Raw genomic sequence first — 25734 nt, forward strand, 5'->3', positions numbered from 1 at the left:
AAAGAGAAATATGTTGGTACCTAGATTTTTCCTTTTAGATGTAATCTGTGGAGAATTTCTGATTTTAATAATCCGCTTCCTCCGCCAAAATGTTCAATTACTTCTACGTCTGGCTGCTGGTTTAAGCAAAATAAAGTAAACTCTTTTTCGACATGATCTTCGATTCCGGAACTTAAAAGAACAACATCGATTTTGTGATTTTGAAAATATTCCTGAGCTTCTGTTTCGCTGCTAAATGCGACTGCATTCCAGTCTTCATAAGCATTTACAAGGCGAAGTAAAATGGCCAGGATTTCTTCGTTTTTTCCGAGTAATAAGAATTCAAGTGTTTTCATTTTCTTTTTAGTTTTTGAGGTTCTGAGGTGCTAAGGTTCTAGGCTTTTACTCACTTCGAAAATTAGTTTTGACAGAACTTCTAATTTACTTTACAAATTTATTGTTTTCATTTTTGCTTCAACTTAATCTAGAATAAGAAAGATTCTAAGATTCTGAGATTTTCTTTTTTATTTTGATTTCAGTTTTTGACAGAACTTGTAATCTACTATGCAAATTTATTAGTTCCGATTTTGTTTCCACTTAATCTAGAATAAGAAAGATTCTGAGGTTCTAAGATGCTGAGAAGCTAAGGTTTTCTTTTTTATTTTGATTTCAGTTTTTGACAGAACTTGTAATTTACTATGCAAATTTATTTGTTTCATTTTGGCTTCGGCTTAATCTAGGATAAGAAAAGATTTTGTAGGTATCGAATAGAGTTTATTCCTGATAATTGTCGGGATTATGTTTCAGAATATCAGAACTAAAAAAATTACGGAAAACCCGTAACGGAATTTAAAAATCCTCAATTAGATTTGTCTCGTTGAGATTTGAGGATAATGATTTATTTACCTTTTAAATTATTCTTGCAGCAAGTCTTAATGTTAAACTGTTTTTGGAGAAACAATTTTTTTAATTTTTTTAAAAATAAGACATATTCATTTTTTATAGTGGGTAACTTGTAGAAATTTGCAAACAATACAAAAATGTCTAATTTTTTATAGGTTTTTAGATTGGGTTATTAAGTTAGTTATCCTTTTCTAAAAACCTTTTTTTATGGTAATAAACAATTGATAATTAATTTAGCCTATTTGCTTTTAACCATTCTTCGCAATCTTTGGTCCAATATTTACTCGTGTCATTTACGCCAAGTCCAAAACCATGACCACCTTTTTCATATAAATGTAACTCGGCTGTAACACCATTTTTTTTAAGGGCTAAATAATAATTAATGCTATTTTCAGGTATAACAACTGTATCGTCTGTTGCATGTATTAAGAATGCTGGCGGTGTTCTTGTAGTAACTTTCTTTTCGTTTGAGAAAAAATCTATTAAATCCTGCGAAGGATTGTTTCCCAGTAAATTAATTTGAGAACCCTTGTGAGTAATTTCATTTTGCATTGAAATTACAGGATAAATTAATAGAGAAAAATCAGGACGGGCACTTACTTTATATGCAGATTCGTAAACTGTATCATCATAATGAGTTGACAAAGTCGAAGCTAAATGTCCTCCGGCTGAGAAACCTAAAATTCCAATTTTATTAGGATCAATATTCCATTTTGCGGCATTTTGTCTAACATAACGAACGGCTTCCTGCGCATCTTGCAATGGGCCGACATTTTTGTTTTTCATAATTAAATCACTCGGAAGACGGTATTTAAGCACAAAGGCCGGAATTCCTAAACTATTAAACCATTGTGCAACTTTTGTTCCTTCTTTGTCAATTGCTAAATGCTGATATCCACCGCCGGGAAGAATAATTACCGCCGTTTGATTTGGTTTTGTTACATTCGGAAAAAAAGCGGTAAGAGTAGGGATGGTAACAAAACTTGTACTTTCTACTTTTCCATCATTTATAACTTCTTTCTCGTTATAATCCGGAGCTTTAATTTCATCCGGAATTTTATTCCAAAGCTGAATTACCTGTTTTTGTGCATTTGTACAAAATATTACTGCAGAAAAAAGTACAAAACTTAATACTGTTCCTTTTGAATATTGATTTTTAGTATTTTTCAATTTGTTTTAATTGTTTGGTTTGTAGTGTGTTAATCTTTTAATATGCCTATTTTTAATTCAAATTTTTAATTTTTGAAGATAAATAAAAAGCATTTTAAAATGGTAAGTTTCAGGACAATTTTACCCCTAAATAAGGATAAATTTAGCCTATTGGCTTTTAACAAATATATTGTTTAATGTTTAATTTTGAGTTCTTTTTTTTAAGTAATGCATTAAATTTGATACTCAAAATAATTTTATATATAATTTATTTGGATTATAAAGATTAAAAACTATATTTGTGCAATCGATTACATTGTTGCAATTCTATAATTTAGTCAGTTGATTCTAATGAATTTAAATTATGCATTTTTTGTATTGATTTTAAAATATCTAACTAAAATAACCACACAATTATGAATCAAACCGATGCTGTTCAAGTAAACCAACCTGTTAAATCTGCTGGAAAATATCGCTGGATTATCTGCGCATTATTATTCTTTGCAACTACAATCAATTATCTGGACAGACAGGTTCTTTCCTTAACATGGAGTGAATTTATTGCGCCTGAATTTCATTGGACAAATACAAATTATGGTGACATTACAGCTTTGTTTTCGATTTTTTATGCTGTATCCTTAATATTAGCAGGGAGATTTGTGGATTGGATGGATACCAAAAAAGGATTTCTTTGGGCAATCGGAATTTGGTCTGTAGGAGCTTGTCTGCATGCTTTTTGCGGAATCGCAACTTCCGGAGTTATAACAGGTAACTGGCTGGTTGGTTTTGAAGGTTCAAAAGAAATAATTGGTACTCTAAGTGATACAAGCAGAGTGATTAATGTAAGTGTTACATTGTTTATTTTTGCCCGCCTTATTTTAGCAATTGGAGAAGCAGGAAATTTTCCGGCGGCCATTAAAACTACAGCAGAATATTTTCCTAAAAAAGACAGGGCTTTTGCAACCAGTATTTTCAATGCAGGAGCAACAGTAGGAGCATTAGCGGCACCAATTTCTATTCCGTTTATTGCAAGAACTTTTGGATGGGAAATGTCATTTATTATCATTGGAGCTTTAGGGTTTTTATGGATGGGATTTTGGATTTTCCTGTATGATAAACCGGAAAAACACGCTAAAGTAAGCGCAGAAGAATTAGCTTATATTCAGCAGGATGATATTACTGATAATAAAATTATAGAAGAAAACAGTTCAAAAGTATCTATTAAGGATTGTTTGAAATACAAACAAACCTGGGCATTTGCTTTTGGAAAATTTATGACAGACGGTGTTTGGTGGTTTTTCTTATTCTGGACGCCAGCCTATTTAAGTTCTGTTTACGGAATGGATTCTGAGCAATCGGAATTTCCGCTATTTGTTCTTTATTCTATTACGTTATTGTCAATTATTGGCGGATGGCTTCCAACCTATTTTGTAGATAAAAAAGGGATGAATGCATACGAAGGAAGAATGAAAGCTATGTTAATTTTTGCCTTTTTTCCGTTATTAGCTTTGATTGCTCAACCTTTAGGGTATATCAGTTACTGGATTCCGGTTATTATTATCGGAATTGCTGGTGCGGCACACCAGTCCTGGTCAGCTAATATTTTTACAACAGTTGGAGATATGTTTCCTAAAAAAGCAATTGCAACCATTACAGGAATTGGAGGTTTAGCAGGAGGTTTAGGATCAACTTTAATTAATAAAGGCTCAGGAGTTTTATTTGATTATACACAGAAAAACTGGAGTTTGATAAACGGTGAGCCATTATTAGAAAAATATCCTCAATTTTTAGATCCGGAAACTGCTAAAGTATTTTTAAAAGAGCAGGGAGTGGGTAATCTTGGAGATTTCTTAAAACATTTGTCTACATCAGGAGATACGGTTGTAAACGGTATAAATTCAGGGTATATGATTATTTTCTCCATCTGTGCCGTTTGTTATTTAATAGGCTGGGTTGTAATGAAAACTTTAGTGCCAAAATATCGCCCAATTACAAATCTATAATTAACTTTATTTTGAAATAATTTCATTGGAATTATGGTTTTTCCATATAAAAAATTAATTTTGTGCAATCGATTACATTAAAATAAAATTATGACAAAGTATAGTTCAAGATACGCATCAAGCCCAGAAGCCGTAAAAAAATATGATACACAGCAATTGAGAGACGAATTCTTAATTGATGATTTAATGCAGGAGGATGAAATTGTATTGGTTTATTCTCACTACGACAGATACATTGCAGGATCTGCAGTTCCGGTAAAAGGAGATTTAACTCTTGAAACAATTGATCTGCTAAAAGCACCTTATTTTTTAGAAAGAAGAGAATTAGGTGTTATAAATGTTGGAGGAAGCGGTTCTGTAGTAGTAGAAGGAACAACTTATGAATTAGGTTTTAAAGATGCTTTATACATTGGAGCAGGAAATAAAGAAGTAATCTTTAAAAGTGCCGACAGTAAAAATCCGGCTAAATTCTACATAAATTCTGCACCGGCTCACAAATCTTACCCAACCGTAAAAGTAAGTTTAGCTGAAGCTAATAAATTACAATTGGGAACAATGGAAACGGCAAATCATCGTACAGTAAACCAAATGATTATTGGAAGTGTGGTTACAACCTGCCAATTGCAGATGGGAATGACGGAATTGAAACCGGGAAGCGTTTGGAATACTATGCCGGCTCACGTACACGACCGCAGAATGGAAGTGTATTTTTATTTAGATATTCCGGAAAATCAGGCAGTTTGTCATTTTATGGGACAGCCTCAGGAAACAAGACATATCTGGATGAACAATCATCAGGCAGTAATTTCTCCGCCTTGGTCAATTCACTCAGGTTCAGGAACCAGCAATTATACTTTTATCTGGGGAATGGCGGGTGAAAATCTGGATTACGGAGATATGGATGTTTGTAAAATCACTGATTTAAGATAAGAAAATGACAAACTTATTTGATATAAAAGGAAAAGTAGCCCTTATCACAGGAAGTACACACGGACTTGGAATGGCAATGGCAAAAGGACTTGGACAAGCAGGAGCAACTATTGTAGTAAACGGAAATTCGTCTCAGGAAAAAATTGACAATGCTGTAGCGGAGTTAAAAAGCGAAGGAATTAATGCGGTTGGTTATAAATTTAATGTAACAGAAGAACAAGAAGTAAAAACAGCTGTTCAAAAAATTGAAAGCGAAGTTGGGCCAATCGATATCTTGATCAACAATGCTGGAATTATTAAAAGAATTCCGCTTCTGGATATGGAAGTTTCCGATTTCAGAGAAGTTGTTGATATAGATTTGGTTAGTCCGTTTATCGTTTCTAAACATGTAGCCAAGGGAATGATAGAAAGAAGACAAGGAAAAATAATAAACATTTGCTCTATGATGAGTGAATTAGGAAGAAATACAGTTTCGGCATACGCTGCTGCAAAAGGAGGTTTAAAAATGCTGACTAAAAATATGGCAACAGAATGGGCAAAATACAATGTTCAGATTAACGGAATCGGTCCTGGCTATTTTGCTACGGAACAAACAAAACCCATTAGAGTTGACGGACATCCGTTTAATGATTTTATCATAAGCAGAACTCCAGCTGCAAAATGGGGAGATCCAAGTGATTTGGCCGGAGCGGCAATATTTTTATCATCCAAAGCAAGTGATTTTGTAAACGGTCACATTTTATATGTCGACGGTGGAATTCTTGCCACAATTGGAAAACCTTCAAATGAAGAGTAATTCTCAAAAAATATAAAAAAAGACATGAGCGCGAATCAGACATTCATACACGATAATTTTCTGTTGGAAAATAAATATGCTGAAGAATTGTATCATACCTATTCTAAAAATCAGCCCATTATTGATTATCATAATCACTTAAATCCGCAGTTTATTGCCGAAGATAAGATTTTTGATAACATTACAAATGTATGGATTAAAGGAGACCACTATAAATGGCGTGCCATGCGTACATTAGGAATCAACGAACAGTTTGTAACCGGAAATGGTTCGGACAAGGATAAATTTTTAAACTGGGCAAAAACAGTTCCGTATACAATGCGTAATCCTCTGTATCACTGGACACATTTAGAGTTAGCGCGCTATTTTGATATTTATGATCTGCTGAATGAAAAAAATGCTGAGAAAATTTACATTGAAACTTCAGAAAAAATAAATTCCCAGGCTTATAGCACACAAAACCTTCTTAAAAAAGTAAACGCTGAATTGGTTTGTACTACCGAAGATCCGATCGATTCTTTAGAATTTCACCACAAAGTGAATAAAAATCCAATTGGATTTAAAATGAGTACGGCTTTCAGACCTGATAAAGCCATCTTGATTTCTAATGATGGTTATAATGCATATCTGGACACATTAGGGGATGTGTCCGGAATTGCAATTAATACCTATGCAGATTTACTTTCTGCATTAAGAGACAGGATTGAATTCTTTAATATAAATGGTTGTAAACTAAGTGATCACGGGTTAGATCAAATTTATTTTGAAGAATTTACAGAATCTGAAATAAACGCAATTTTTAAAAAGAAAAGAGAAAACAGAGTTATAACATCAGATGAGGTTTTAAAATTCCAAAGTGCCGTTTTATTATTCTTGTCAGAAACTTATCATGAATTTGGATGGGTGCAGCAATTCCATTTAGGAGCATTACGTAACAATAATGCCCGTATGCACAGAATCTTAGGGCCAGATACAGGATGGGATTCTATTGGAGATTATCCTCAGGCCCAAAAATTGTCAGGATTTTTAAATGCTTTAGACAGCAAAGATAAATTGACAAAAACCATTATTTACAATTTAAATCCGGCTGATAACGAAGTTATGGCAACGATGATTGGAAATTTTAACGATGGCAGCGTTCGTGGTAAAGTGCAATTGGGATCTGGCTGGTGGTTTTTAGATCAAAAAGACGGAATGACAAAGCAGTTAAACGCGCTTTCAAATATGGGATTAATCAGCTGTTTTGTTGGAATGCTGACAGATTCAAGAAGTTTTCTTTCATTCCCAAGACACGAATATTTCAGACGTATTTTATGTAATCTTTTGGGAGACGAAATCAAACGAGGAGAACTTCCAAATGATATGGAATGGATAGGAAAGTTAGTTGCCGACATTTCATATAACAACGCTAAAGAATATTTTAAATTTTAATTTTTTTTAACCATTAAGGTATTAAGAAAATTAAGTTTTGGGTTTGAATAGTTACTTAATAATAAAAATATAATTAAGCTAGTAGGCTTAATAAACTTAACCTTTAATAGCAAAGAGAACATAAAGTAAGGCTTAATTTTCTTAACGCCTTAAAATTAAAAATATAAGAAATGAGTAGAGTAGTTGCATTTGGAGAAATCATGTTGCGTTTATCAACAGAAAGACATTTACGTTTTTCGCAGTCTACGGCATTTGGTGCTACGTACGGAGGCGGAGAATTTAATGTATGTGTTTCGTTGGCCAATTATGGCGTAAATGCTAAATTTGTAACAAGATTACCTCAAAACGAAATTGGTTTATCGGCATTAAAAGAAATCCGAAAAATGAATGTTGAGTCTAAAAATATAATTTACGGAGGAGAACGTTTAGGAATCTATTTTTTGGAAACCGGGGCTGGAACCCGCGGAAGTAATGTAGTTTACGATCGTGCACACAGCGCAATGGCAGCTATTGAAAAAGGACAAATAGATTGGGAAAAAGTTCTGGAAGGAGCTGAATGGTTTCACTGGAGCGGAATTACGCCTGCTATTTCTCAAACTGCCGCAGAGGCTTGTTTAGAAGCTATTAAAACGGCTCATAAACTTGGGATTAAAATTTCATGCGATTTAAATTACAGATCAAAACTTTGGCAGTACGGAAAAACGCCAAGCCAGGTAATGCCCGAAATGCTGCAATATTGCAATGTTATTTTAGGAGACATTGATACCGCTTATTTCATGTTAGGAATTCCAAAGGAAAATCCTAATTATCAGGATCAGAAATCACTTCCGGCTTTATATACAAAGTTGTTTGAATTAATTCCTAATTTAAAAATTGCTGCAACAACACTTCGCTATTCTGTTAGTGCTTCACATCAAAGAATAGGAGGCGTTCTATTTGATGGAAAAGCCATTCACAGTGCTGCGCTAAAAGAAGTTACACCGGTTGTAGACAGAGTAGGGAGCGGAGATGCCTTTATGGGCGGATTAATTTACGGACTATTAGAATATCAATACAACTACCAGAGAGCATTAGACTTTGCAGTGGCAGCCTGCTGTTTAAAACATACAATTGCTGGCGATTACAATCTGGTTACATTAAAAGAAGTTGAAAATATGATTGATGGTGATGGTTCTGCATTAGTATCAAGATAATTAAATATAAATATGGCAAAATATTCAAGAATAGAAGTTGCAGAGACGATGAAAGATAACGGGATGGTGCCGTTATTTTTTCATTCGGATATTGAATTGAGTAAAAAAGTTTTAAAAGCTTGTTACGATGGCGGTTCCAGATTAATGGAATTTACAAGCAGAGGTGACTTTGCACATGAAGTCTTCGGAGCTTTAAACAAATATGCTTTAGCAGAACTTCCGGGAATGATCTTAGGAGTTGGTTCTGTAACCGACGCCGCTTCGGCTTCATTATACATGAGTTTAGGAGCAAATTTTATTGTAACTCCGGTTTTTAGAGAAGATATAGCAATTGCCTGCAATCGTCGAAAAGTCCTTTGGTCGCCGGGCTGCGGAACGCTTACAGAAATTGCAAGAGCAGAAGAATTAGGCTGTGAAATCGTAAAATTATTTCCAGCAGACATTTACGGCCCAGAATTTATAAAAGCCATAAAAGGTCCTTGTCCGTGGACAAACATTATGCCTACAGGCGGTGTTTATCCAACTGAAGAAAGTTTAAGTTCATGGCTTAACGCCGGAGCAACTTGTGTTGGTTTAGGATCGCAATTAATTTCAAAAGATATATTAGAAAAGAAAGATTTCGACGGTTTAACTGCTAAAGTTCGTCAGGTTCTTGATATTATAAAAAATATAAGAAAATAAATAAGGAGTAATCATGCCAATCCTTATTTAGATGCGTTTTTTTTAGATTTTAGAGATTGTAATTGAGCATTACGCTTGGAAAAATACATCTTGTGACTCCTCACAGCAAGATCTGTTTAATCATGGGTGTAATGTTTCTTTTACAATGTTATAAAGTTGATCAATAAGGTGTTAAGTGGTTATTTATAAACACTTTAAGTTAAAAATTAAAATGGAAAAAATTAACAGATCAAATTCAGAGTTTTCAAACAGACTGCCAATTAAAATTATTCAATTTGGAGAAGGTAATTTCTTAAGAGCTTTTGTAGAATATGCAATTCAGAAATTAAACCAAAAAGCAGATTTTAATGCCGGAATTGCTGTTGTTCAGCCTATTGATAAAGGGCTGGTGAATATGATCAATGCACAGGACGGATTGTACACTTTGTTTATGAAAGGTGTAAAAAAAGGTGAAGAAATTCAGGAAAAAGAATTGATTACCAATATTGTAAAAGCAGTTGATCCTTATGCTTCTTTTCAGGAATATTTATCTTTAGCAAAAGAAGATGAACTGGCTTTTATTATATCAAATACAACTGAAGCCGGAATTGAATACATTGCTTCAGACCTTCCTACCATGCAGCCTCCTGTATCTTTTCCTGCAAAGTTAACGGTACTTTTACATGAAAGATTTAAACATTTTAATGGTGCAGCTGAAAAAGGATTAACGATTATTCCTTGTGAGTTAATTAATTATAATTCAGATACTTTAAAAGAAGTTATTTTAAAATATTGTACAGACTGGAAATTAGATCAGGAATTCGTTTCATGGGTTCTAAACAGCTGTTCATTCCATAATACACTAGTTGACAGAATTGTACCAGGATATCCAAAAGATCAAATCGAAGAATATAATAGTCAGCTAGATTATAAAGATGATTTGATTGTAAGTGCCGAAACTTTCTTTTTATGGGTTATTGAAGGTGATGACGAACTGAAAGCAAAACTTCCGTTTGAAAAAACGGATCTTGATGTAAAAATCGTAGACGATATGCAGCCTTACAGAACACTTAAGGTTAGAATTTTAAATGGAGCACATACTGCAATGGTGCCATTCTCATTACTATACGGAAACGAAACCGTAAAAGAAACCGTTGACAATCCATTTACGGGAGAATTTATTAACAAAGCCATTTTTGAAGAAATCAATGAAACCTTAAATATGGATAAAGAGGAACTCGCAAGTTTCTCTGAAGAAATTTTAGACCGTTTCAGAAACCCTTTTATTAAACACTTATTGTCATCAATTGCTTTAAACTCTATTTCAAAATTTAAAGTTCGTGTTTTACCAAGTTTAACAGGATATGTAAAAATTCACCAAAAACTTCCGGTTCATTTAACTTTTGCTTTTGCGGCACTAATTCGTTTTTACAAAGGAACCTGGAACGGACAGAATCTTCCGGTAAACGACAGTGAAGATATCGTTGCATTTTTTGATGGTTTATGGACATCAGATGATTTTGAAAAAATAGCAAGACTTACTCTGCAGAACAAAAGTTTTTGGGATGAAGATTTAACAGAAATTCCTTCATTAACAAATGCAATTGCAATTGCTTTGGAAGAAATCGATGCAAATGGCATTGAAGCAGGTTTTGCAAAATTTCAGGAAAGAATAAAATAAAAAGAAAACAAAAAGAGCAAAAAGAACACGGATTATGGCAGTGCAGAAAAAATTAATAAAAGTTCATCCAACAGACAATGTTGCGGTTGCTTTGGTGGATCTTACAGCTGGTGAAGTGATTGATTTCGAAAGAGAATCAGTTACAATTGAGACAGATGTAAAAATGAAACATAAGATTGCAATGATTCCTTTTAATGCAGGAGACCGAATCATGATGTACGGAGTTTTGGTGGGTAAAGCAAGTGCAAGAATCGAAAGAGGAGGATTGCTTTCTACTGCCAATGTGAAACACGAAAGTGATAAAGTTACAGGCAAAACAGAAACAATTGGCTGGACAGCTCCTAATATCGATAAATGGAAAGACAGAACATGGCAGGGTTATCACAGAGAAGATGGACAGGTTGGAACTGAAAACGTTTGGTTATTCTTTCCGTTAGTATTTTGTGAAAACAGAAATATCGAAATCTTAAAAGATATTTTTGAAAAAGAATTGATGAAACCAAAAGAAAACGATTATCAATTGTTATTACGTTCTTTGGTAAAATCAGAAACTGGCGGAGCAGGAAATCAGGAAGCTTCAAACAATGCTAATTTATTCAATAATATTCAGGTAAAATTTATTACTCACCAAGGCGGCTGCGGCGGAATTCGTCAGGATTCTCATAGTCTGGCTAAACTTTTGGCGGGTTATGTAAACAATCCCAACGTTGCAGGAGCAACAGTTTTAAGTTTAGGATGCCAGAATCTTCAAATTTCGATTTTTAAAGAGGCTTTAGATGCTATAAATCCAAATAGTAAAAAACCGGTTTTGATTTACGATCAACAGTCAATAGGAACAATTGAAACAATGCTGAATAGTGTTGTAAAAGATACTTTTGAAGCGATTAAAAAAGCAAACGAAATAAAAAGAGAGCCTGCACCATTATCTAAACTTAAAATTGGCTTAGAATGTGGTGGTTCTGACGGATTCTCTGGAATTTCTGCAAATCCGACTTTAGGTGTAACTTCAGATTTATTGGCTGCTTTAGGCGGAACAACCATTCTTTCTGAATTCCCTGAATTATGTGGTGTTGAGCAGGAATTAGTAAACAGATGTGTTGAAGACGAAAGCGGAAAACGTTTCTTAGACTTAATGCAATGGTACGAAAAAACAGTTGTAGATGCTGGTTCAGGATTTGATATGAATCCATCTCCGGGTAATATTAAAGACGGTTTAATTACCGATGCAATGAAATCTGCCGGAGCAGCTAAAAAAGGCGGAACTTCGCCAATTACAGGAGTTTTTGATTATGGAGAATATATCACAAAACCAGGTTTAACTTTACTTTGTACTCCGGGAAATGATGTAGAATGTACAACAGCAATGGTAGGTTCCGGAGCAAATATGGTATTATTTACAACAGGTTTAGGAACACCAACAGGAAACCCAATTGCGCCGGTTGTTAAAATTTCTTCTAACACGCAGTTAGCAAACAAAATGTCGGATATCATCGATATTGATACAGGAGGAATCATTACCGGAGAAAAAACAATTGATGAAATGGCAGATGAAATGTTAGAATTTATTATTGATGTAGCCAGCGGAACAATCAAAACCAAAGCAGCATTATTGAATCAAAATGACTTTATTCCTTGGAAAAGAGGAGTATCGCTTTAATTTTTTAGGTACAAAGTTGCAGAGATACAAAGTGACAAAGGTTTATATTTAGAGACGCACAGTAGTGCGTCTTTTTTTTTATTTTTAAACCATATAAGTGATATAAGTTCATTTTTGATTATATGCATACAACAAAAAAATGCAGCTTTTATTGAGCTGTGTTTTTGTTAGATAAAGCAAACTTAAATTTACTTACATAATTTATATGGTTTATTTTTTATCTAGAAATTGGTTCTCGATGATGATTTACGAATATGTAATTCTGGAGCAAGAACAACCTTTTTTTCTATTTTGATGGTATCTGTTTTATCTACTTGTTCTAAGAAAACACGAGCTGACATTTTGCCCATTTCAAGCGGAGACTGATCTACAGAAGTAATCGATAATTCCATAAATTTCGTAAATGGTTCGTTACTAAAACCAGCCACACAAAACTCATTGGGAATACTGATGTTTCTTTCTTTTAATTCCTGAATGGCTCCTAATGCAGCAAAATCACTTGCAGAAAATAGGGCATCAGGCGGCGTTTCTAGCTGCAGAAGTTTGTCTACAGCTTCTTTTCCGGCTTCGACACTACTTTTAGTATAAATAACATATTCTTCATTAAAATCAATTCCGTGATCCAGCAAAGCCTGTTTATAGCCTAAAAACCTGTTTTTGAATATTTCAAGAGACTGGTCTCCGGAAAAATGTGCAATCTTTCTACAGCCTTCATTAATTAAATGTTTGGTAGTAATATATCCGCCCCTAAAATCATTTATGGTTACAGAACTCACACCTTCAATATGTTTGCTTCTGTCAAAAAATATCAGCGGAACATTCTTTTGCAGTACATATTGAAAAGCGCCGTCATTTTCGTCGGTTACATCAGTTACAGACATTAAAATTCCGTCAACCTGAGCATCAATTAAAGTATATAGATTTTCATTTTCTCTTTTTTTACTCTCATGTGTCTGACAAATAATTACTTGATAACCATGAGGATGCAGTTCTTCTTCAATTCCTCTGATGACAGAGGCGAAAAAGTTACTGTCGATACGCGGAACAATTACTCCAATATTATTACTACGACCACTTTTTAAGGCTAAAGCAAGTTTGTTTTGCTTGTAGTTCATTGAGGCAGCAGTTTTTATAACCAACTCACGAGTACTTTCTTTTATCTTCGGGTTGTTATTCAACGCTCTGGAAACAGTAGCTGCAGTGATATTTAGTTTTTCGGCAATATCATAAATGGTTACTTTTTCGCTCATTAAAAAGGGGTTTACAAGTTAAATTCTATGACAAAAATACATTTTTTTTATATAATCTAATATTTAATGTTATCGATTACCATAACGAATTACTATAACGTTTTATATTCTACAATGATAATAAATTATAATAATTTTTGCATTAAATGTAATTATAATTATTAATAGAAATTAAAAACACAATTTATTTCTAAATAAATTTGGCGGACTGAAACATATTTTCTATTTTCGTGTAATCGATTACATGATTATTCGTGTTTTTGTTTTGTTGAATCAAAGAATCCATAGAAATGACTACAAATTGCGGTACAACTTTTAGATCAATTGTTTTATTTAGTGTAACAATCATTACGGCTTTATCTTGTTCAAAAAAGATAAATACTTTGTCCGAATCTGATCCGTGGAAAAGAATCGAATTAACCATAAAAAATATTCCTCAAACCAAATTTCAGGATAAAATATATAATATAAATGATTTTGGAGCTATCGCAGATGGAAAAACTTTAAACACTTCAGCATTCGAAAAAGCAATTAAAGCCTGCGCTGAAAATGGCGGAGGTAAAGTTTTAGTTCCCAATGGAAAATACCTGACTGGAGCAATTCATCTGGAAAGTAATGTAAATTTACATTTAGACGATAATGCAGAAATCCTTTTTAGCCTAAATCCAAAAGATTATCCAATTGTTCATACTTCCTGGGAAGGAACCGAAGTAATGAATTATTCTCCACTTATTTACGCCAAAAATAAAACCAATGTTGCCGTAACAGGAAAAGGAATTTTAAACGGGCAGGCAGACAGCACAAACTGGTGGATTTGGTCTGGAGGAAAAAATTACGGTTGGAAAAAAGGTATTCCATCTCAAAATGATCCTGCAAATCGTGATGTTTTAGTGGAAATGGCAGAAAAAGGAATTCCCGTTTCGGAAAGAGTTTTTGGTGACGGAAGATATCTCCGCCCTAATTTTATTGAATTTTTTGAATGCAATACCGTCTTGGTTAAAGATATTACGGTTATTAATTCTCCTTTTTGGATTCTACATCCCATAAAAACAAACAACATCATTATTGATGGCGTAACGGTAAACAGCCACGGCCCAAACAATGACGGCTGTGATCCCGAATATTCGCAAAATGTAATAATCAAAAACTGCACTTTTAACACCGGCGATGATTGCATTGCAATCAAATCCGGCCGCGATGCCGAAGGAAGAAGAGTTGCAATACCAAGTAAAAATATTATTGTTCAAAATTGCAAAATGATCGACGGTCATGGCGGTGTTGTAATAGGCAGCGAGGTTTCTGCCGGAGTAAATAATGTTTTTGTGGAAAATTGTAAAATGGACAGTCCAAATCTTGATCGTGCCATTCGCATAAAAACCAATTCAAAAAGGGGAGGCGTTATTGAAAATGTTTTTGTTAGAAATCTTGAGGTTGGGACCGTAAAAGAATGCGTTTTGCTGGTTACCATGTTTTATAATGTGTATGGTGCTCAAACAGGAAATTTTATACCAACAGTAAGAAACATAAGCCTTGAAAATATAACAGTAAAAAACGGTGGAAAATACAGCGTTTGGGCAGAAGGCTATAAAGAATCTCCGGTAGAAAATATTACGCTTAAAAACGTAAAAATCGAAAAAGTTGATTCTGTGTATTTATTAAAAAATATCAAGAATATCCATTTTGTTAATACTTATATTAACGGAGAAAAAGCAGATCAAAACATTAAATAGCTCTACAATATATTGATTATTGGTAATTTGATAATTTTTAAACTATTTGTTTTTTTGAAGAAGTTAAAAAGGAGTCTGACTAGTACACAAACTCCTTTCTAACTAAAAATAAAGATTCTAATGCGAAAAATTGTATTGATTTTATTCCTGCTTTCTTCTTTGATAAATGCTCAGCAGACTTTTAGTGTAGATACCTCGTACACAATAAAAAGCACGTATACTAAATTGATAAAAAAATATCCGTCAATTACAATTCCAGCTCAAAAAAAAAGTAAAAACCTAATTGAAAATACCAATGTTGTCTATTTTAATGAAAACGGAAGAGCATTACATTTCGATGCTTTTGTATACAACACAAAAAAACAAAATCCTGCGGTTATCATAATACATGGCGGCGGCTGGCGATCTGGCAATAAAAATCAAATGAATGTTTTTGCAGAAGAAATTGCCGATAAAGGTTATTCCTGTTTTACAATAGAATACAGATTATCTCCTGAAGCAAAATATCCAAATGGGGTTTATGATGTAAAAAATGCTATCCGATTTATAAAAGATAATGCAAAGAAATTTAAAGTAGATACTGATAAAATAACAGTTTTAGGTTGTTCATCAGGAGGGCAAATGGCATCTTTAATTGGAACAACAAATGAAAATCCGGCTTTTGACGATCCTTTGAATAAAAGCAAATCTTCATCAAAAGTAAATGCAATAATAAATATTGATGGTGTTTTAGCCTTCAGACATCCGGAATCTTCAGAAGGAGAAATGGCTTCTTTTTGGCTTGGAGGTTCTTATGAACAAAAAACAGAAAACTGGAAAAATGCTTCGGCCTTGAGCCATACAAACAAAAATACACCGCCCATATTGTTTATAAACAGCAGTATCGACAGGTTTCATGCAGGCCGGGATGATATGATAAAAATTCTAAATCAATATAAAATTTATAATGAGGTACATACAATCGAAAACTCACCTCATTCATTTTGGTTTTTTCAGCCCTGGTTTGACCAAACCATATTTTATACAACAAATTTTCTAAATAAGATTTTCAAATAAATATCGTAAAATGAAAACAAAAATTACAGTCGCTGCTTTATTTTTAATTGGTTTTACATCGGTTAAAGCTCAAAAATATGATATTAAAACGGCTAAAACCTACGCTGAAATATCTGTAAAAACAGATGGACATTGGGAAGGGCGAAAATACATTGGCGGAACAACTTTTAATAACGTTAATCGGCTAAAACTGGCTCCTGAACATACGGATCATTCTTTTGATATTCGTTACGAAGGTCCTGGCTGGGAAAATAATAGGATTGGATATCGTTTATATTTAGACTGGAGAAACGCGATTGATATTTTCGGGAAGAAAACTTCTCAAATGATTCTGCCAATTGTGGGTCAGGATAATTTTGATTCTTATCATGAAATGAGCGATTGGGGAGCCGATATTTTAAAAGCCGGAAAAGGAATCGGAATTGGTTCAATCGACCGCTATTTAAACAATGAAAAGCTGCATTTCCGCGAAGTCGATTCTACAATTGCTTCAGTTGTAAATAAAGAAAACGAATCGGGCGTAAAAATCAATTATTATGGATGGAAAACAGCCTCTGATAAAATCGATTTTACTTCCGTATTGACCATAAAACCAAATCAGCTTTATACCAAACATACTATCAAGGCATCAAAAGAAATTAAAGGAATCTGCACCGGAATTGTCAAACAAAAAAATACCGAATTACTTAAAAAAGAAAGTAAAAACAAAAAATGGGCTTATCTGGCAACTTATGGCGTACAGTCTCTGGTTCCTGATAAATTAGGAATGGCTATTTTTTATGAAATTAATACGGTTGAAAATATTGCTGATACAGATTTGGATTATTTATTAGTTTTTAAGCCAACTATAAAAGAAAATTCTTTCTATCTTCTGGGAGCTTGGGAACAAGAACAAAACGGAATAAAATCTCAGGAAGATTTCGTGAAATATCTTGATGCGCAATTGGATATTTTGAATAAAAAAGGGAAAATGTAAGTTGTTTTTGCCGCTTCGTATGTCAACTAAAAATTTAAGATTAAAAATCTGCAAGATCTGCTAAATCGGCTTGAAAAATATTTAGCATAAAAGAAAATCCAAGATTAGGTTTAGGGACATTTTTAATGGCTTGAATTACAAAATAATAGAATTAAAAATACATTTTAAAATGAAGAAAATCAGAAAGCAAAGTTTTATGCCGGTTTTATTAGTTTGCGCACTGGCTTTTACAAACTGTAAAGTAATTTCTCAGGAACCCGCAAAAAAAAACATTGTAATTTCTAAAGACATGAAATGGTCTGATAAAATGGCTTTGACATTAATGAAACGTCATTCAGAAAGCTATATGCTCGATGATTCTAAAAAACCAAAATGGGATTATGTTCACGCTTTGGTTCTGCATTCGATAGAAGAACTATATAAAAAAAATCCAGATCCGCGTTACAAAGCTTATGTAAGAAATTACGTGGATGAATTAGTTCAGGAAGACGGAAATATTAAAACATATGAATTTGATAAATTCAATATTGATTTAGTCGTTCCAGGGCGCTTACTTTTTGATATTTATGCCGAAACAAAGCAGGATAAATATTTAAAAGCAATGCAGTTACTTCGCAAACAACTGGCAGAACAGCCCCGTACTCCAAGCGGCGGATTTTGGCACAAACAAATTTATCCAAATCAAATGTGGCTGGATGGTTTATACATGGGAGAACCCTTTTATGCACAATATACAGCAACATTTGAAAACGGAAAAAGTTTTGATGATATCGCAAAACAATTTGAGTTAATTCAATTCCATGCCGTTGATCCAAAAACTGGATTATTATACCACGGCTGGGACGAAAGCAAAGAAATGCCTTGGGCAAATAAAGAAACAGGAAATTCACCAAATTTCTGGTCAAGAGCTTTGGGCTGGTATGTAATGGCTTTGGTTGACGTTCTGGATTATATGCCGAAAGAGCATCCGAAAAGAAACGAATTAATTAAATATTTAAATAATATTTCTCAGGCTTTGGTAAAATATCAGGATAAATCGGGATTATGGTATCAGGTTACAGACAAAGGAGGCAAAAAAGGAAATTATTTAGAAGCTTCAGGATCAGCAATGTTTGCGTATGCATTTGCAAAAGGAGCAAACAAAGGATATCTGCCTTCAAAATATAAAAAACTGTCAGATAAGGCTTTTGACGGATTAACTAAAGTCCTGATAAAAAAAGTGGACGAAGATGGCGGAATTACATTGACAAATTGCTGCCAGGTTGCAGGTTTAGGTGGAAATCCGTATCGTGACGGTTCTTATGAATATTACGTAAACGAAAGAAAAAAAGACAACGACCCAAAAGCTACCGGACCTTTTATTTTGGCCGCTTTAGAATTAAACAGATAAAGTGATTTTTAATTATGAGTTATGAATTGTGAATTGTGAGTTATACATGAAGTCAGTTTTGTCACCCTGAGCGAAGTCGAAGAAACGGAAAGAAACTCCAATCTTAAATCCACAATATAAATCGGGATAGAACCTGTAGGATTTCTCTAAAAGTTAATCATTAAAATGAAAAATATAAAAATCATCTTTCTTCTTCTTTCTATTTTTTCTTTTGAGAAAAATACAGCGCAGCTATGGATACCGGATAATGGAGATGGAACGTATACAAACCCAATAATTCACGCCGATTATTCAGATCCGGATGTAGTTAGGGTTGGAGATGATTTTTACATGACAGCATCGTCTTTTAACTGTATTCCGGGACTGCCGATTCTACATTCTAAGGATTTGGTAAACTGGAAAATTATAAGTTACGCTTTGACAAAACAGCCTCCGTTTGAAACTTACAATAAAGTTCAGCACGGAAACGGCGTTTGGGCACCATGCATTACATATCACAACAACGAATTTTATATTTATTATCCAGATCCTGATTTTGGAATTTATGTTATAAAATCAAAAAAAGCTGAAGGGCCATGGTCTGAACCACTTTTAATAAAAGCCGGAAAAGGGTTAATAGATCCTAGTCCGCTTTGGGATGACAACGGAAAAGCCTATTTGGTACATGCGTTTGCAGGAAGCCGCGCGCAGATAAAAAGTATCTTAGTAGTTTGTACAATGAATTTTGAGGGCACAATTGTCAATAATGATGAAGTGATGGTAATTGACGGACACGAAAGTGAGGAAACAATCGAAGGACCAAAGTTTTATAAACGAAATGGCTACTATTACATTTTTGCTCCGGCTGGCGGTGTTCCAACAGGCTGGCAGACTATTTTAAGATCAAAAAACGTTTTTGGTCCTTATGAAAAGAAAAAGGTTTTAGAACAGGGATCAACTAAAATTAATGGCCCGCATCAGGGAGCCTGGATACAGACACAAACTGGCGAAGATTGGTTTATTCATTTTCAGGATAAAGGTGCTTACGGTAGAATCGTGCATTTGCAGCCTATGAAGTGGGAAAATGACTGGCCGGTTATGGGACAGGATTTTGATAAAAACGGAATAGGAGAGCCGGTTACAACTTATAAAAAACCAAATGTTGGCAAAAAATATACAATTCAAAATCTTCAGACATCAGATGAATTTAATGAACCAAAACTGGGTCTGCAATGGCAGTGGCAGGCAAATTCCCAGATTAATTGGGGATTTCCAACAAGTTTAGGATATATAAATTTATATTGTGTAAATACGATTAAAGACAGTAAAAGCATTTTTGAAGCTCCAAACCTCTTACTGCAAAAGTTTCCTGCCGAAGAATTTTCGGCGACAGCCAAATTAACTTTTAATGCAAGATTAAATGGCGAATCGACAGGATTAATTGTTATGGGATTAGATTATAGTTGTTTGTGTTTAAAAAATGAAAATGGTAAATTATATCTAAATCAAAAAACAGGAACTTTTAACAAAACAGTTTTAGAAACAGAAACAAAACCAGTTTTGATTCTAAATAATACAATTTACTTAAGAGTTAAAATTAAGAAAGAGGGTATATGCAGTTTTTTCTATAGTACAGACGATAAAAATTATCAGCCAATAGGAGCAGAGTTTGTTTCCAAGGAAGGAAAATGGATTGGAGCCAAAATCGGGCTTTTTGCCTTAAGCGAAAAAATCACCAACGATTCAGGAAATGCAGCGGTTGATTGGTTTAGGATTACGAAGTAAAAATTGTCAAAAAAATCAAAAAAAAATAAAATGTGAAAAAACGGCTTTTATAAATCACTTTAGCCGAAAGAATTTAAAAAATTAATATTAGGATACATTTACTCAAACATTAATTGCTTAGAAATTGTTTAAATGATTTTTCTTACAATTTTGGTTTGAAAAAAAAATTTTTCAGGGAAAAAAATTTAAAAGATCGATGTCGGGTAAAAACTGAAAAGGATCATTAAAAAACAAATAGAATTTCAAAAACGGGTTAAAATGATATCATTAAAAAAAATAGTCTTATTACTTTTTGTTGTTGGTTTCGGTTTTGCAGCAAAAGCACAGAAAACTTATAAAAACTGGTCTGATATTATTCGCAAGAATAATACAGCATGGTTTGGTACAGAAGAAGCTAAAAAGATTGCCGAAAATGTATTATTATATCAAAGAGATATTGGCGGCTGGCCAAAAAACATTCAAATGCAGGATGAACTGACTACTGTTCAAAAAAAAGATTTACTTGAAATAAAAAAAACAACTAAAGAAACCACTACAGACAACGGAGCAACTACTCAGGAAATGCTTTTTATGTCTAAAATGTATGCTCAGGTTAAAGACGAGCGTTATAAAGAATCTTTTTTAAAAGGCTTAAATTATTTGCTGGAAGCACAATATGGAAATGGCGGATGGCCGCAGTTTTATCCTTTAAAAAAAGGATATTACACACATATTACTTACAATGATGATTCGATGGTTAATATTATGAATGTAATAAAAGCTATTGCAGATCAAACAGATTATTACAGCATTAAACCCTCAAAAGGGATTGTTGAAAAATGTAAAAAAGCTTTTGATAAAGGAATTGATTGTATCTTAAAAACGCAATACAAACAAAACGGAATTTTAACGGCCTGGTGTGCACAGCATGATGAAGTAACTTTGCTTCCGGCAAAAGCGAGAGCTTATGAACTTCCTTCGCTTAGCGGTAAAGAATCGGCAAAAATCGTTTTGCTTTTAATGTCGATTAAAAATCCTTCGCCAGAGATTACTACAGCAGTAAAAAGTGCTTCTGAATGGTTTGAAAAAACTAAAATTACTAATCTTGAAGAAAAACGTATCTTAGATGAAAACGGAAAAATCATTGATAAAAAAATGATTGCGGTACAAAATGCTGCACCAATTTGGGCAAGATTTATGGAACTGGATACAAATGAGTCTTTCTTTTGCGACCGTGACGGAATTAAGAAGAAATCATTGGATGAAATAGGTTCAGAACGTAGAAATGGCTATGCATGGTACACGGATGAACCAAAGGAAGTATTAAAAAAATATAATTCTTGGGCAGTAAAAAACGGAGTAAAAGTTTCGGAAACAGAAACTGCATCAGATAAAAAAAAAATTAATTTTTTAACTGTTGCTCAGGATGGTTCTGGTGATTATACCAAAATACAAGATGCTGTTTATGCAAGCCTGTCTTTTCCTTATGAAAAAGTAACAATCCATATAAAAAACGGAACTTACAATGAAAAAGTTAGAATCCCGGAATGGAACACTAATTTGATTTTGTTGGGAGAAAGTAAAGAGCAGACGATTATTACTTTTGATGATAATTTTTCGAAAATCAATTTAGGCCGAAACAGCACTTTCTACACATCAACTCTTTTAGTCGAAGCAGATGATTTTTCGGCATCAAATTTAACAATCAAAAATGCATCCGGCGATAACGGACAAGCAATTGCTTTGTCAGTTGTCGCAAGTCGTGCAAAAATTACAAACTGTAATATTTTAGGAAATCAGGATACTTTGTATTTATCTGGAAATAATGCCAGACAATATTTTAAAGACTGTTATATTGAAGGAACAACCGATTTTATTTTTGGAGGATCAACAGCTTTATTTGAAAATTGTATAATTCACAGTATTAAAAACTCATATATTACAGCGGCATCCACTCCTGAAGGTATTGAATTTGGGTTTGTTTTTAAAAATTGCAAACTTACCGCAGAGCCTTCTGCGACAGCAGTATATTTAGGAAGACCATGGCGTATTTATGCCAAAACTGTTTTTATAAATTGCGAATTAGGAAAACATATTAAACCCGAAGGATGGGAAAATTGGTCAAAACCCGATGCTGAGAAAAATTCGTTTTATGCAGAATATAATAATAAAGGAGAAGGATTTCAGCCTGAAAAAAGAGTAGTATGGTCACATCAGTTAACAAAAACGGAAGCTGATAAATATTCTATAGAAAATATTCTAAATGATACTGTAATCAATTGGTATTCAAAATAAAAATAGTTACAAAGATAGGGGTATGAATACAAAACTTTTTCTGTTTTTATTATTTTCTTCAGTTTGCTTTGCACAAAAAACAACCTTATATACTATAGGTGACTCTACAATGGCAGATAAAAAGGATCCGGATCGTAATCCGGAGCATGGCTGGGCACAGGTTTTACAGCCTTTTTTTACTGATAATATTATCGTAGTTAATAAAGCAGTAAATGGGAGAAGTACAAAAAGCTTCATAAACGAAAAACGCTGGGATTCTATTTACAGCAAATTAAAAAAAGGTGATTATGTTTTTATTCAGTTTGGTCACAACGACGAAAAAATAGAAGATTCTATACGTTATACAAATCCGCATACTACTTATAGGTATAACTTAATTAGGTTTGTAAAAGAAAGCAGGGAAAAAGGAGCAGTACCGGTTTTATTGACTTCAATTGCCAGACGTAATTTTAATAATAAAGGTGTTTTAGTTTCAACGCATGGCGATTATACTTTAGAAACCCGCTTAGTGGCACAAGAATACAAAGTACCTTTTATCGATTTAGAATATTATACAGAATTACTGGAACAATCTTATGGCCCTGAAAAGTCAAAGCAGCTGCATTTGCACTTTAAAGCAGGCGAAAACCTTTATTATGATAAAGACAAAGCAGATGATACCCATTTATCATTAAAAGGAGCAACGGAAATAGCGGAAATTTTTATCAGACAATTAAAACTTGTAGAAAATCCTTCACTTAATAAATTAAAATATGAAATCAAGTAACGGATAAAATAATTTATTATTACAGGTAAGAATAAAAGTCCATATAAAATAATTATATTTTGGTTATTTGCCAATTTTGTAACATCTCATAGTGTATATTTTTAAATTGTAAGAAAAAGAAAACGTTTACTTTATTTTTTTCTGTAATTTTAACTACTAATTCATTGCCTTTTAGTTTTTTAGCTTTTTTTTTCTACTATTCAAAGCCATTTTTTTTATTTAAAAAATTACAGGACAGTTTTTATTTTTTCTTTTATTATAAGATTTTTCATATATACCTTAATCTATAAGTTTAAAAACTTTTACGGGCAGAAATAAATCTATTTTCAGAGGAACTTTGCAACTTCAAATCTAGGTATTTGAATTTTAAAGACTTAAGAAAATAATTAATGCATAAGATTAAAGGTTATGAAAAATAGATTACTCCCTTTATTTGTTGTTTTGGCTTCTTTTTCGGCTCGTTCGCAGGTTGGTATTGGAATAAAAAATCCTAATCCATCAACCGAACTACATGTAGTAGCTGCCGATAAAGGTATATTAATACCCAATGTCAAATTAACAAGTACTACTGTTTATTCACCCATTGTAGGAGCTGAGACTAATAGCTTATTAGTATTTGCTACCGATGAAATCGGCGATATTAAGCCAGGTTACTACTATTGGTTTGATCATAAATGGAACAGATTAGCAATTTCCGGAGAAGCAGGTTCAGGAACAGGAAAAGATGGAAAAGTAGGTGTTGCTGAAGGTGTTGTGCCTCCGGGAGCAAAAGGAACATCTACATACCCGGGAGATGATATTAATATTTATACGAATACTGCATCTGGAATTGTGTATGTTCAAAAATCAGATGGAACTTGGACTCCAATTAATGGGAAAGATGGAAAAGATGGTATGGTGGGTGGTACTGGTGCTCCTGGTACAGTGTTGGTTCGAGACAATAAAAAATTCTTTTTAAAAATGTTTAAAAGAAAGTTTAAAGATGAATTTGAATTTTCTGAAGATTCATTTTTATTAAAAAATGAAAGTAAATCTACGGATTTTGATCGCTCAATATATGTTATATATGATAAAAATGAGCTGATCGAATTTTTAAAACTGGATAAAAAAGGAAAAAATGTAATGGTGTGTTTTTTTAACCAGCAATTGCATAACAGCCTGATTTATTTTGATGAAATTAAAAACTTAAAACTGATAGATGCTTCAAAATCAAGAACTGAATTATTAAACGATTTAAATTCATATTTTAAAAACACATCAGATTTTATCACGAAAATACCTGATACTAAATTTTCAACATCCGGCGTTTACCAAAATCAGTTTGAAAATTTTCAAAAGGCTTTATTCTTTATGATGTAACTAAGAAAATCTAATTATCATAAAATAAAAAATATTCCCGGCTGTGTAAGCACTGGGATTTTTTTGTTTTATAAAGCACGATAAATTAACAGCTAAAGGGAAAACTATATAAAAGCAATTTTCGACTAAAATGAAGATCGAAATCAAGGGGTATTATTTAAAACGATATTGATAAAATCTCAATTCACGACTTTTATTTTGAATATCGATAATTAAAAAGATAGTTATTTGGGGAAATTTTACTCAAATCCTCAATGCCTAAATATAATTTTAAGCCAAAATCTTATGCATTTTAATTTCGTTTCAATTTTTTAAACATCTTTTTTTCAAAGCTTGTACAGAAGCTGTAATTTTTTATTTTGATAATAATTGTCTGATTAATAGTTTGTTGTGAAAAGCTGATTTTAAAAAATGTCATAAGTAAATTTTAGGTTAATTTAAACTACAAAAAACAATGATAATTTTAACAGCAAATATGTTGTAACTACCAATCAAACTTCTATTTTTGCGCCTTAATTTAATAATTATAAGCATGAAAGATCTATTAGTAAAAATCAACGCCGAAATTGAAACATTCAAAGCAGAAGCTGAATCTTTAACTGAAAAAGGTATCAAAGCTGCAGGTCCGAGAGCACGTAAAGCTACTTTAGAAATTGAAAAACTTTTAAAAGAGTTCAGAAAAGTTTCTATCGAAGAATCAAAAAAATAATACAATTAAAAACCTCGTCAATCGACGAGGTTTTTTTATGGCTGAGTGGGAAATGAAAATTAAAAATTAAATGAAACA

At 33.1% G+C, this 25734-nt stretch carries 20 protein-coding genes; 17 read left to right on the plus strand and 3 right to left on the minus strand.

The window, feature by feature from the left end; genetic code table 11:
* Nucleotides 1-20 precede the first annotated feature (20 nt).
* Both BUC29_RS19065 and BUC29_RS19070 read right to left on the minus strand, forming a co-directional pair.
* Nucleotides 21-335, minus strand: coding sequence for a hypothetical protein (locus tag BUC29_RS19065; RefSeq protein ID WP_073417840.1), 315 nt, complete (start codon nucleotides 333-335; stop codon nucleotides 21-23).
* A 775-nt stretch (nucleotides 336-1110) separates the two neighbouring features.
* The gene (locus tag BUC29_RS19070; protein WP_073417842.1) at nucleotides 1111-2052 is read right to left on the minus strand and encodes an alpha/beta hydrolase; all 942 of its coding nucleotides are present in this window, start codon (nucleotides 2050-2052) and stop codon (nucleotides 1111-1113) included.
* Between the two features lie 395 nt (nucleotides 2053-2447).
* On the opposite strand from BUC29_RS19070, the gene BUC29_RS19075 reads away from it, so the two are divergent.
* The 8 genes from BUC29_RS19075 (at nucleotide 2448) to BUC29_RS19110 (ending at nucleotide 12382) form a co-directional block, all read left to right on the plus strand.
* Nucleotides 2448-4034, plus strand: coding sequence for an MFS transporter (locus BUC29_RS19075; RefSeq protein WP_073417844.1), 1587 nt, complete (start codon nucleotides 2448-2450; stop codon nucleotides 4032-4034).
* 90 nt (nucleotides 4035-4124) lie between these two features.
* Entirely contained in the window at nucleotides 4125-4964 is an 840-nt protein-coding gene (kduI, locus tag BUC29_RS19080; protein ID WP_084538685.1) for a 5-dehydro-4-deoxy-D-glucuronate isomerase, read from the plus strand.
* Nucleotides 4965-4968: 4 nt separating this feature from the next.
* Nucleotides 4969-5760 (plus strand): gluconate 5-dehydrogenase, encoded by a 792-nt coding sequence (locus BUC29_RS19085; RefSeq protein ID WP_073417848.1) that lies wholly within the window; start codon nucleotides 4969-4971, stop codon nucleotides 5758-5760.
* A 24-nt stretch (nucleotides 5761-5784) separates the two neighbouring features.
* Entirely contained in the window at nucleotides 5785-7191 is a 1407-nt protein-coding gene (gene uxaC / locus BUC29_RS19090; RefSeq protein ID WP_073417850.1) for a glucuronate isomerase, read from the plus strand.
* Nucleotides 7192-7361: 170 nt separating this feature from the next.
* A complete protein-coding gene (locus BUC29_RS19095; RefSeq protein ID WP_073417852.1) occupies nucleotides 7362-8384 on the plus strand; it encodes a sugar kinase in 1023 nt (340 codons plus the stop codon).
* A gap of 12 nt (nucleotides 8385-8396) precedes the next feature.
* Complete coding sequence (locus BUC29_RS19100; RefSeq protein ID WP_073417854.1) at nucleotides 8397-9065, plus strand: bifunctional 4-hydroxy-2-oxoglutarate aldolase/2-dehydro-3-deoxy-phosphogluconate aldolase; 669 nt, start codon at nucleotides 8397-8399, stop codon at nucleotides 9063-9065.
* Nucleotides 9066-9276: 211 nt separating this feature from the next.
* Nucleotides 9277-10725, plus strand: a complete 1449-nt coding sequence (locus BUC29_RS19105; protein WP_073417856.1) for a tagaturonate reductase — start codon at nucleotides 9277-9279, stop codon at nucleotides 10723-10725.
* 34 nt (nucleotides 10726-10759) lie between these two features.
* Complete coding sequence (locus BUC29_RS19110; protein WP_208610056.1) at nucleotides 10760-12382, plus strand: UxaA family hydrolase; 1623 nt, start codon at nucleotides 10760-10762, stop codon at nucleotides 12380-12382.
* 221 nt (nucleotides 12383-12603) lie between these two features.
* Here the strand turns inward: BUC29_RS19110 and BUC29_RS19115 are convergent, their stop codons facing one another.
* A complete protein-coding gene (locus BUC29_RS19115; RefSeq protein WP_073417858.1) occupies nucleotides 12604-13632 on the minus strand; it encodes a LacI family DNA-binding transcriptional regulator in 1029 nt (342 codons plus the stop codon).
* A gap of 290 nt (nucleotides 13633-13922) precedes the next feature.
* Here BUC29_RS19115 and BUC29_RS19120 point away from each other — a divergent pair, with 290 nt between their 5' ends.
* The 9 genes from BUC29_RS19120 (at nucleotide 13923) to BUC29_RS19160 (ending at nucleotide 25656) form a co-directional block, all read left to right on the plus strand.
* Entirely contained in the window at nucleotides 13923-15362 is a 1440-nt protein-coding gene (locus BUC29_RS19120; RefSeq protein WP_073417860.1) for a glycoside hydrolase family 28 protein, read from the plus strand.
* Between the two features lie 120 nt (nucleotides 15363-15482).
* Entirely contained in the window at nucleotides 15483-16418 is a 936-nt protein-coding gene (locus tag BUC29_RS19125) for an alpha/beta hydrolase (protein WP_073417862.1), read from the plus strand.
* Between the two features lie 10 nt (nucleotides 16419-16428).
* The gene (locus tag BUC29_RS19130; protein ID WP_073417864.1) at nucleotides 16429-17394 is read left to right on the plus strand and encodes a DUF4861 family protein; all 966 of its coding nucleotides are present in this window, start codon (nucleotides 16429-16431) and stop codon (nucleotides 17392-17394) included.
* Between the two features lie 169 nt (nucleotides 17395-17563).
* Nucleotides 17564-18784, plus strand: coding sequence for a glycoside hydrolase family 88/105 protein (locus tag BUC29_RS19135; RefSeq protein WP_073417867.1), 1221 nt, complete (start codon nucleotides 17564-17566; stop codon nucleotides 18782-18784).
* 165 nt (nucleotides 18785-18949) lie between these two features.
* A complete protein-coding gene (locus tag BUC29_RS19140; protein ID WP_073417869.1) occupies nucleotides 18950-20548 on the plus strand; it encodes a glycoside hydrolase family 43 protein in 1599 nt (532 codons plus the stop codon).
* Between the two features lie 258 nt (nucleotides 20549-20806).
* Nucleotides 20807-22822, plus strand: coding sequence for a pectate lyase (gene pelA, locus BUC29_RS19145; protein ID WP_073417871.1), 2016 nt, complete (start codon nucleotides 20807-20809; stop codon nucleotides 22820-22822).
* 22 nt (nucleotides 22823-22844) lie between these two features.
* On the plus strand, nucleotides 22845-23588 hold the full coding sequence (locus BUC29_RS19150; RefSeq protein ID WP_073417873.1) for a rhamnogalacturonan acetylesterase: 744 nt from the start codon (nucleotides 22845-22847) through the stop codon (nucleotides 23586-23588).
* Nucleotides 23589-23996: 408 nt separating this feature from the next.
* On the plus strand, nucleotides 23997-24947 hold the full coding sequence (locus BUC29_RS19155; protein WP_073417875.1) for a hypothetical protein: 951 nt from the start codon (nucleotides 23997-23999) through the stop codon (nucleotides 24945-24947).
* Between the two features lie 532 nt (nucleotides 24948-25479).
* Complete coding sequence (locus tag BUC29_RS19160; RefSeq protein WP_012026201.1) at nucleotides 25480-25656, plus strand: histone H1; 177 nt, start codon at nucleotides 25480-25482, stop codon at nucleotides 25654-25656.
* The last annotated feature ends 78 nt before the right edge of the window (nucleotides 25657-25734 follow it).

The organism is Flavobacterium defluvii, assembly GCF_900129555.1.
In the GTDB taxonomy this organism is placed as follows: Bacteria; Bacteroidota; Bacteroidia; order Flavobacteriales; family Flavobacteriaceae; genus Flavobacterium; species Flavobacterium defluvii.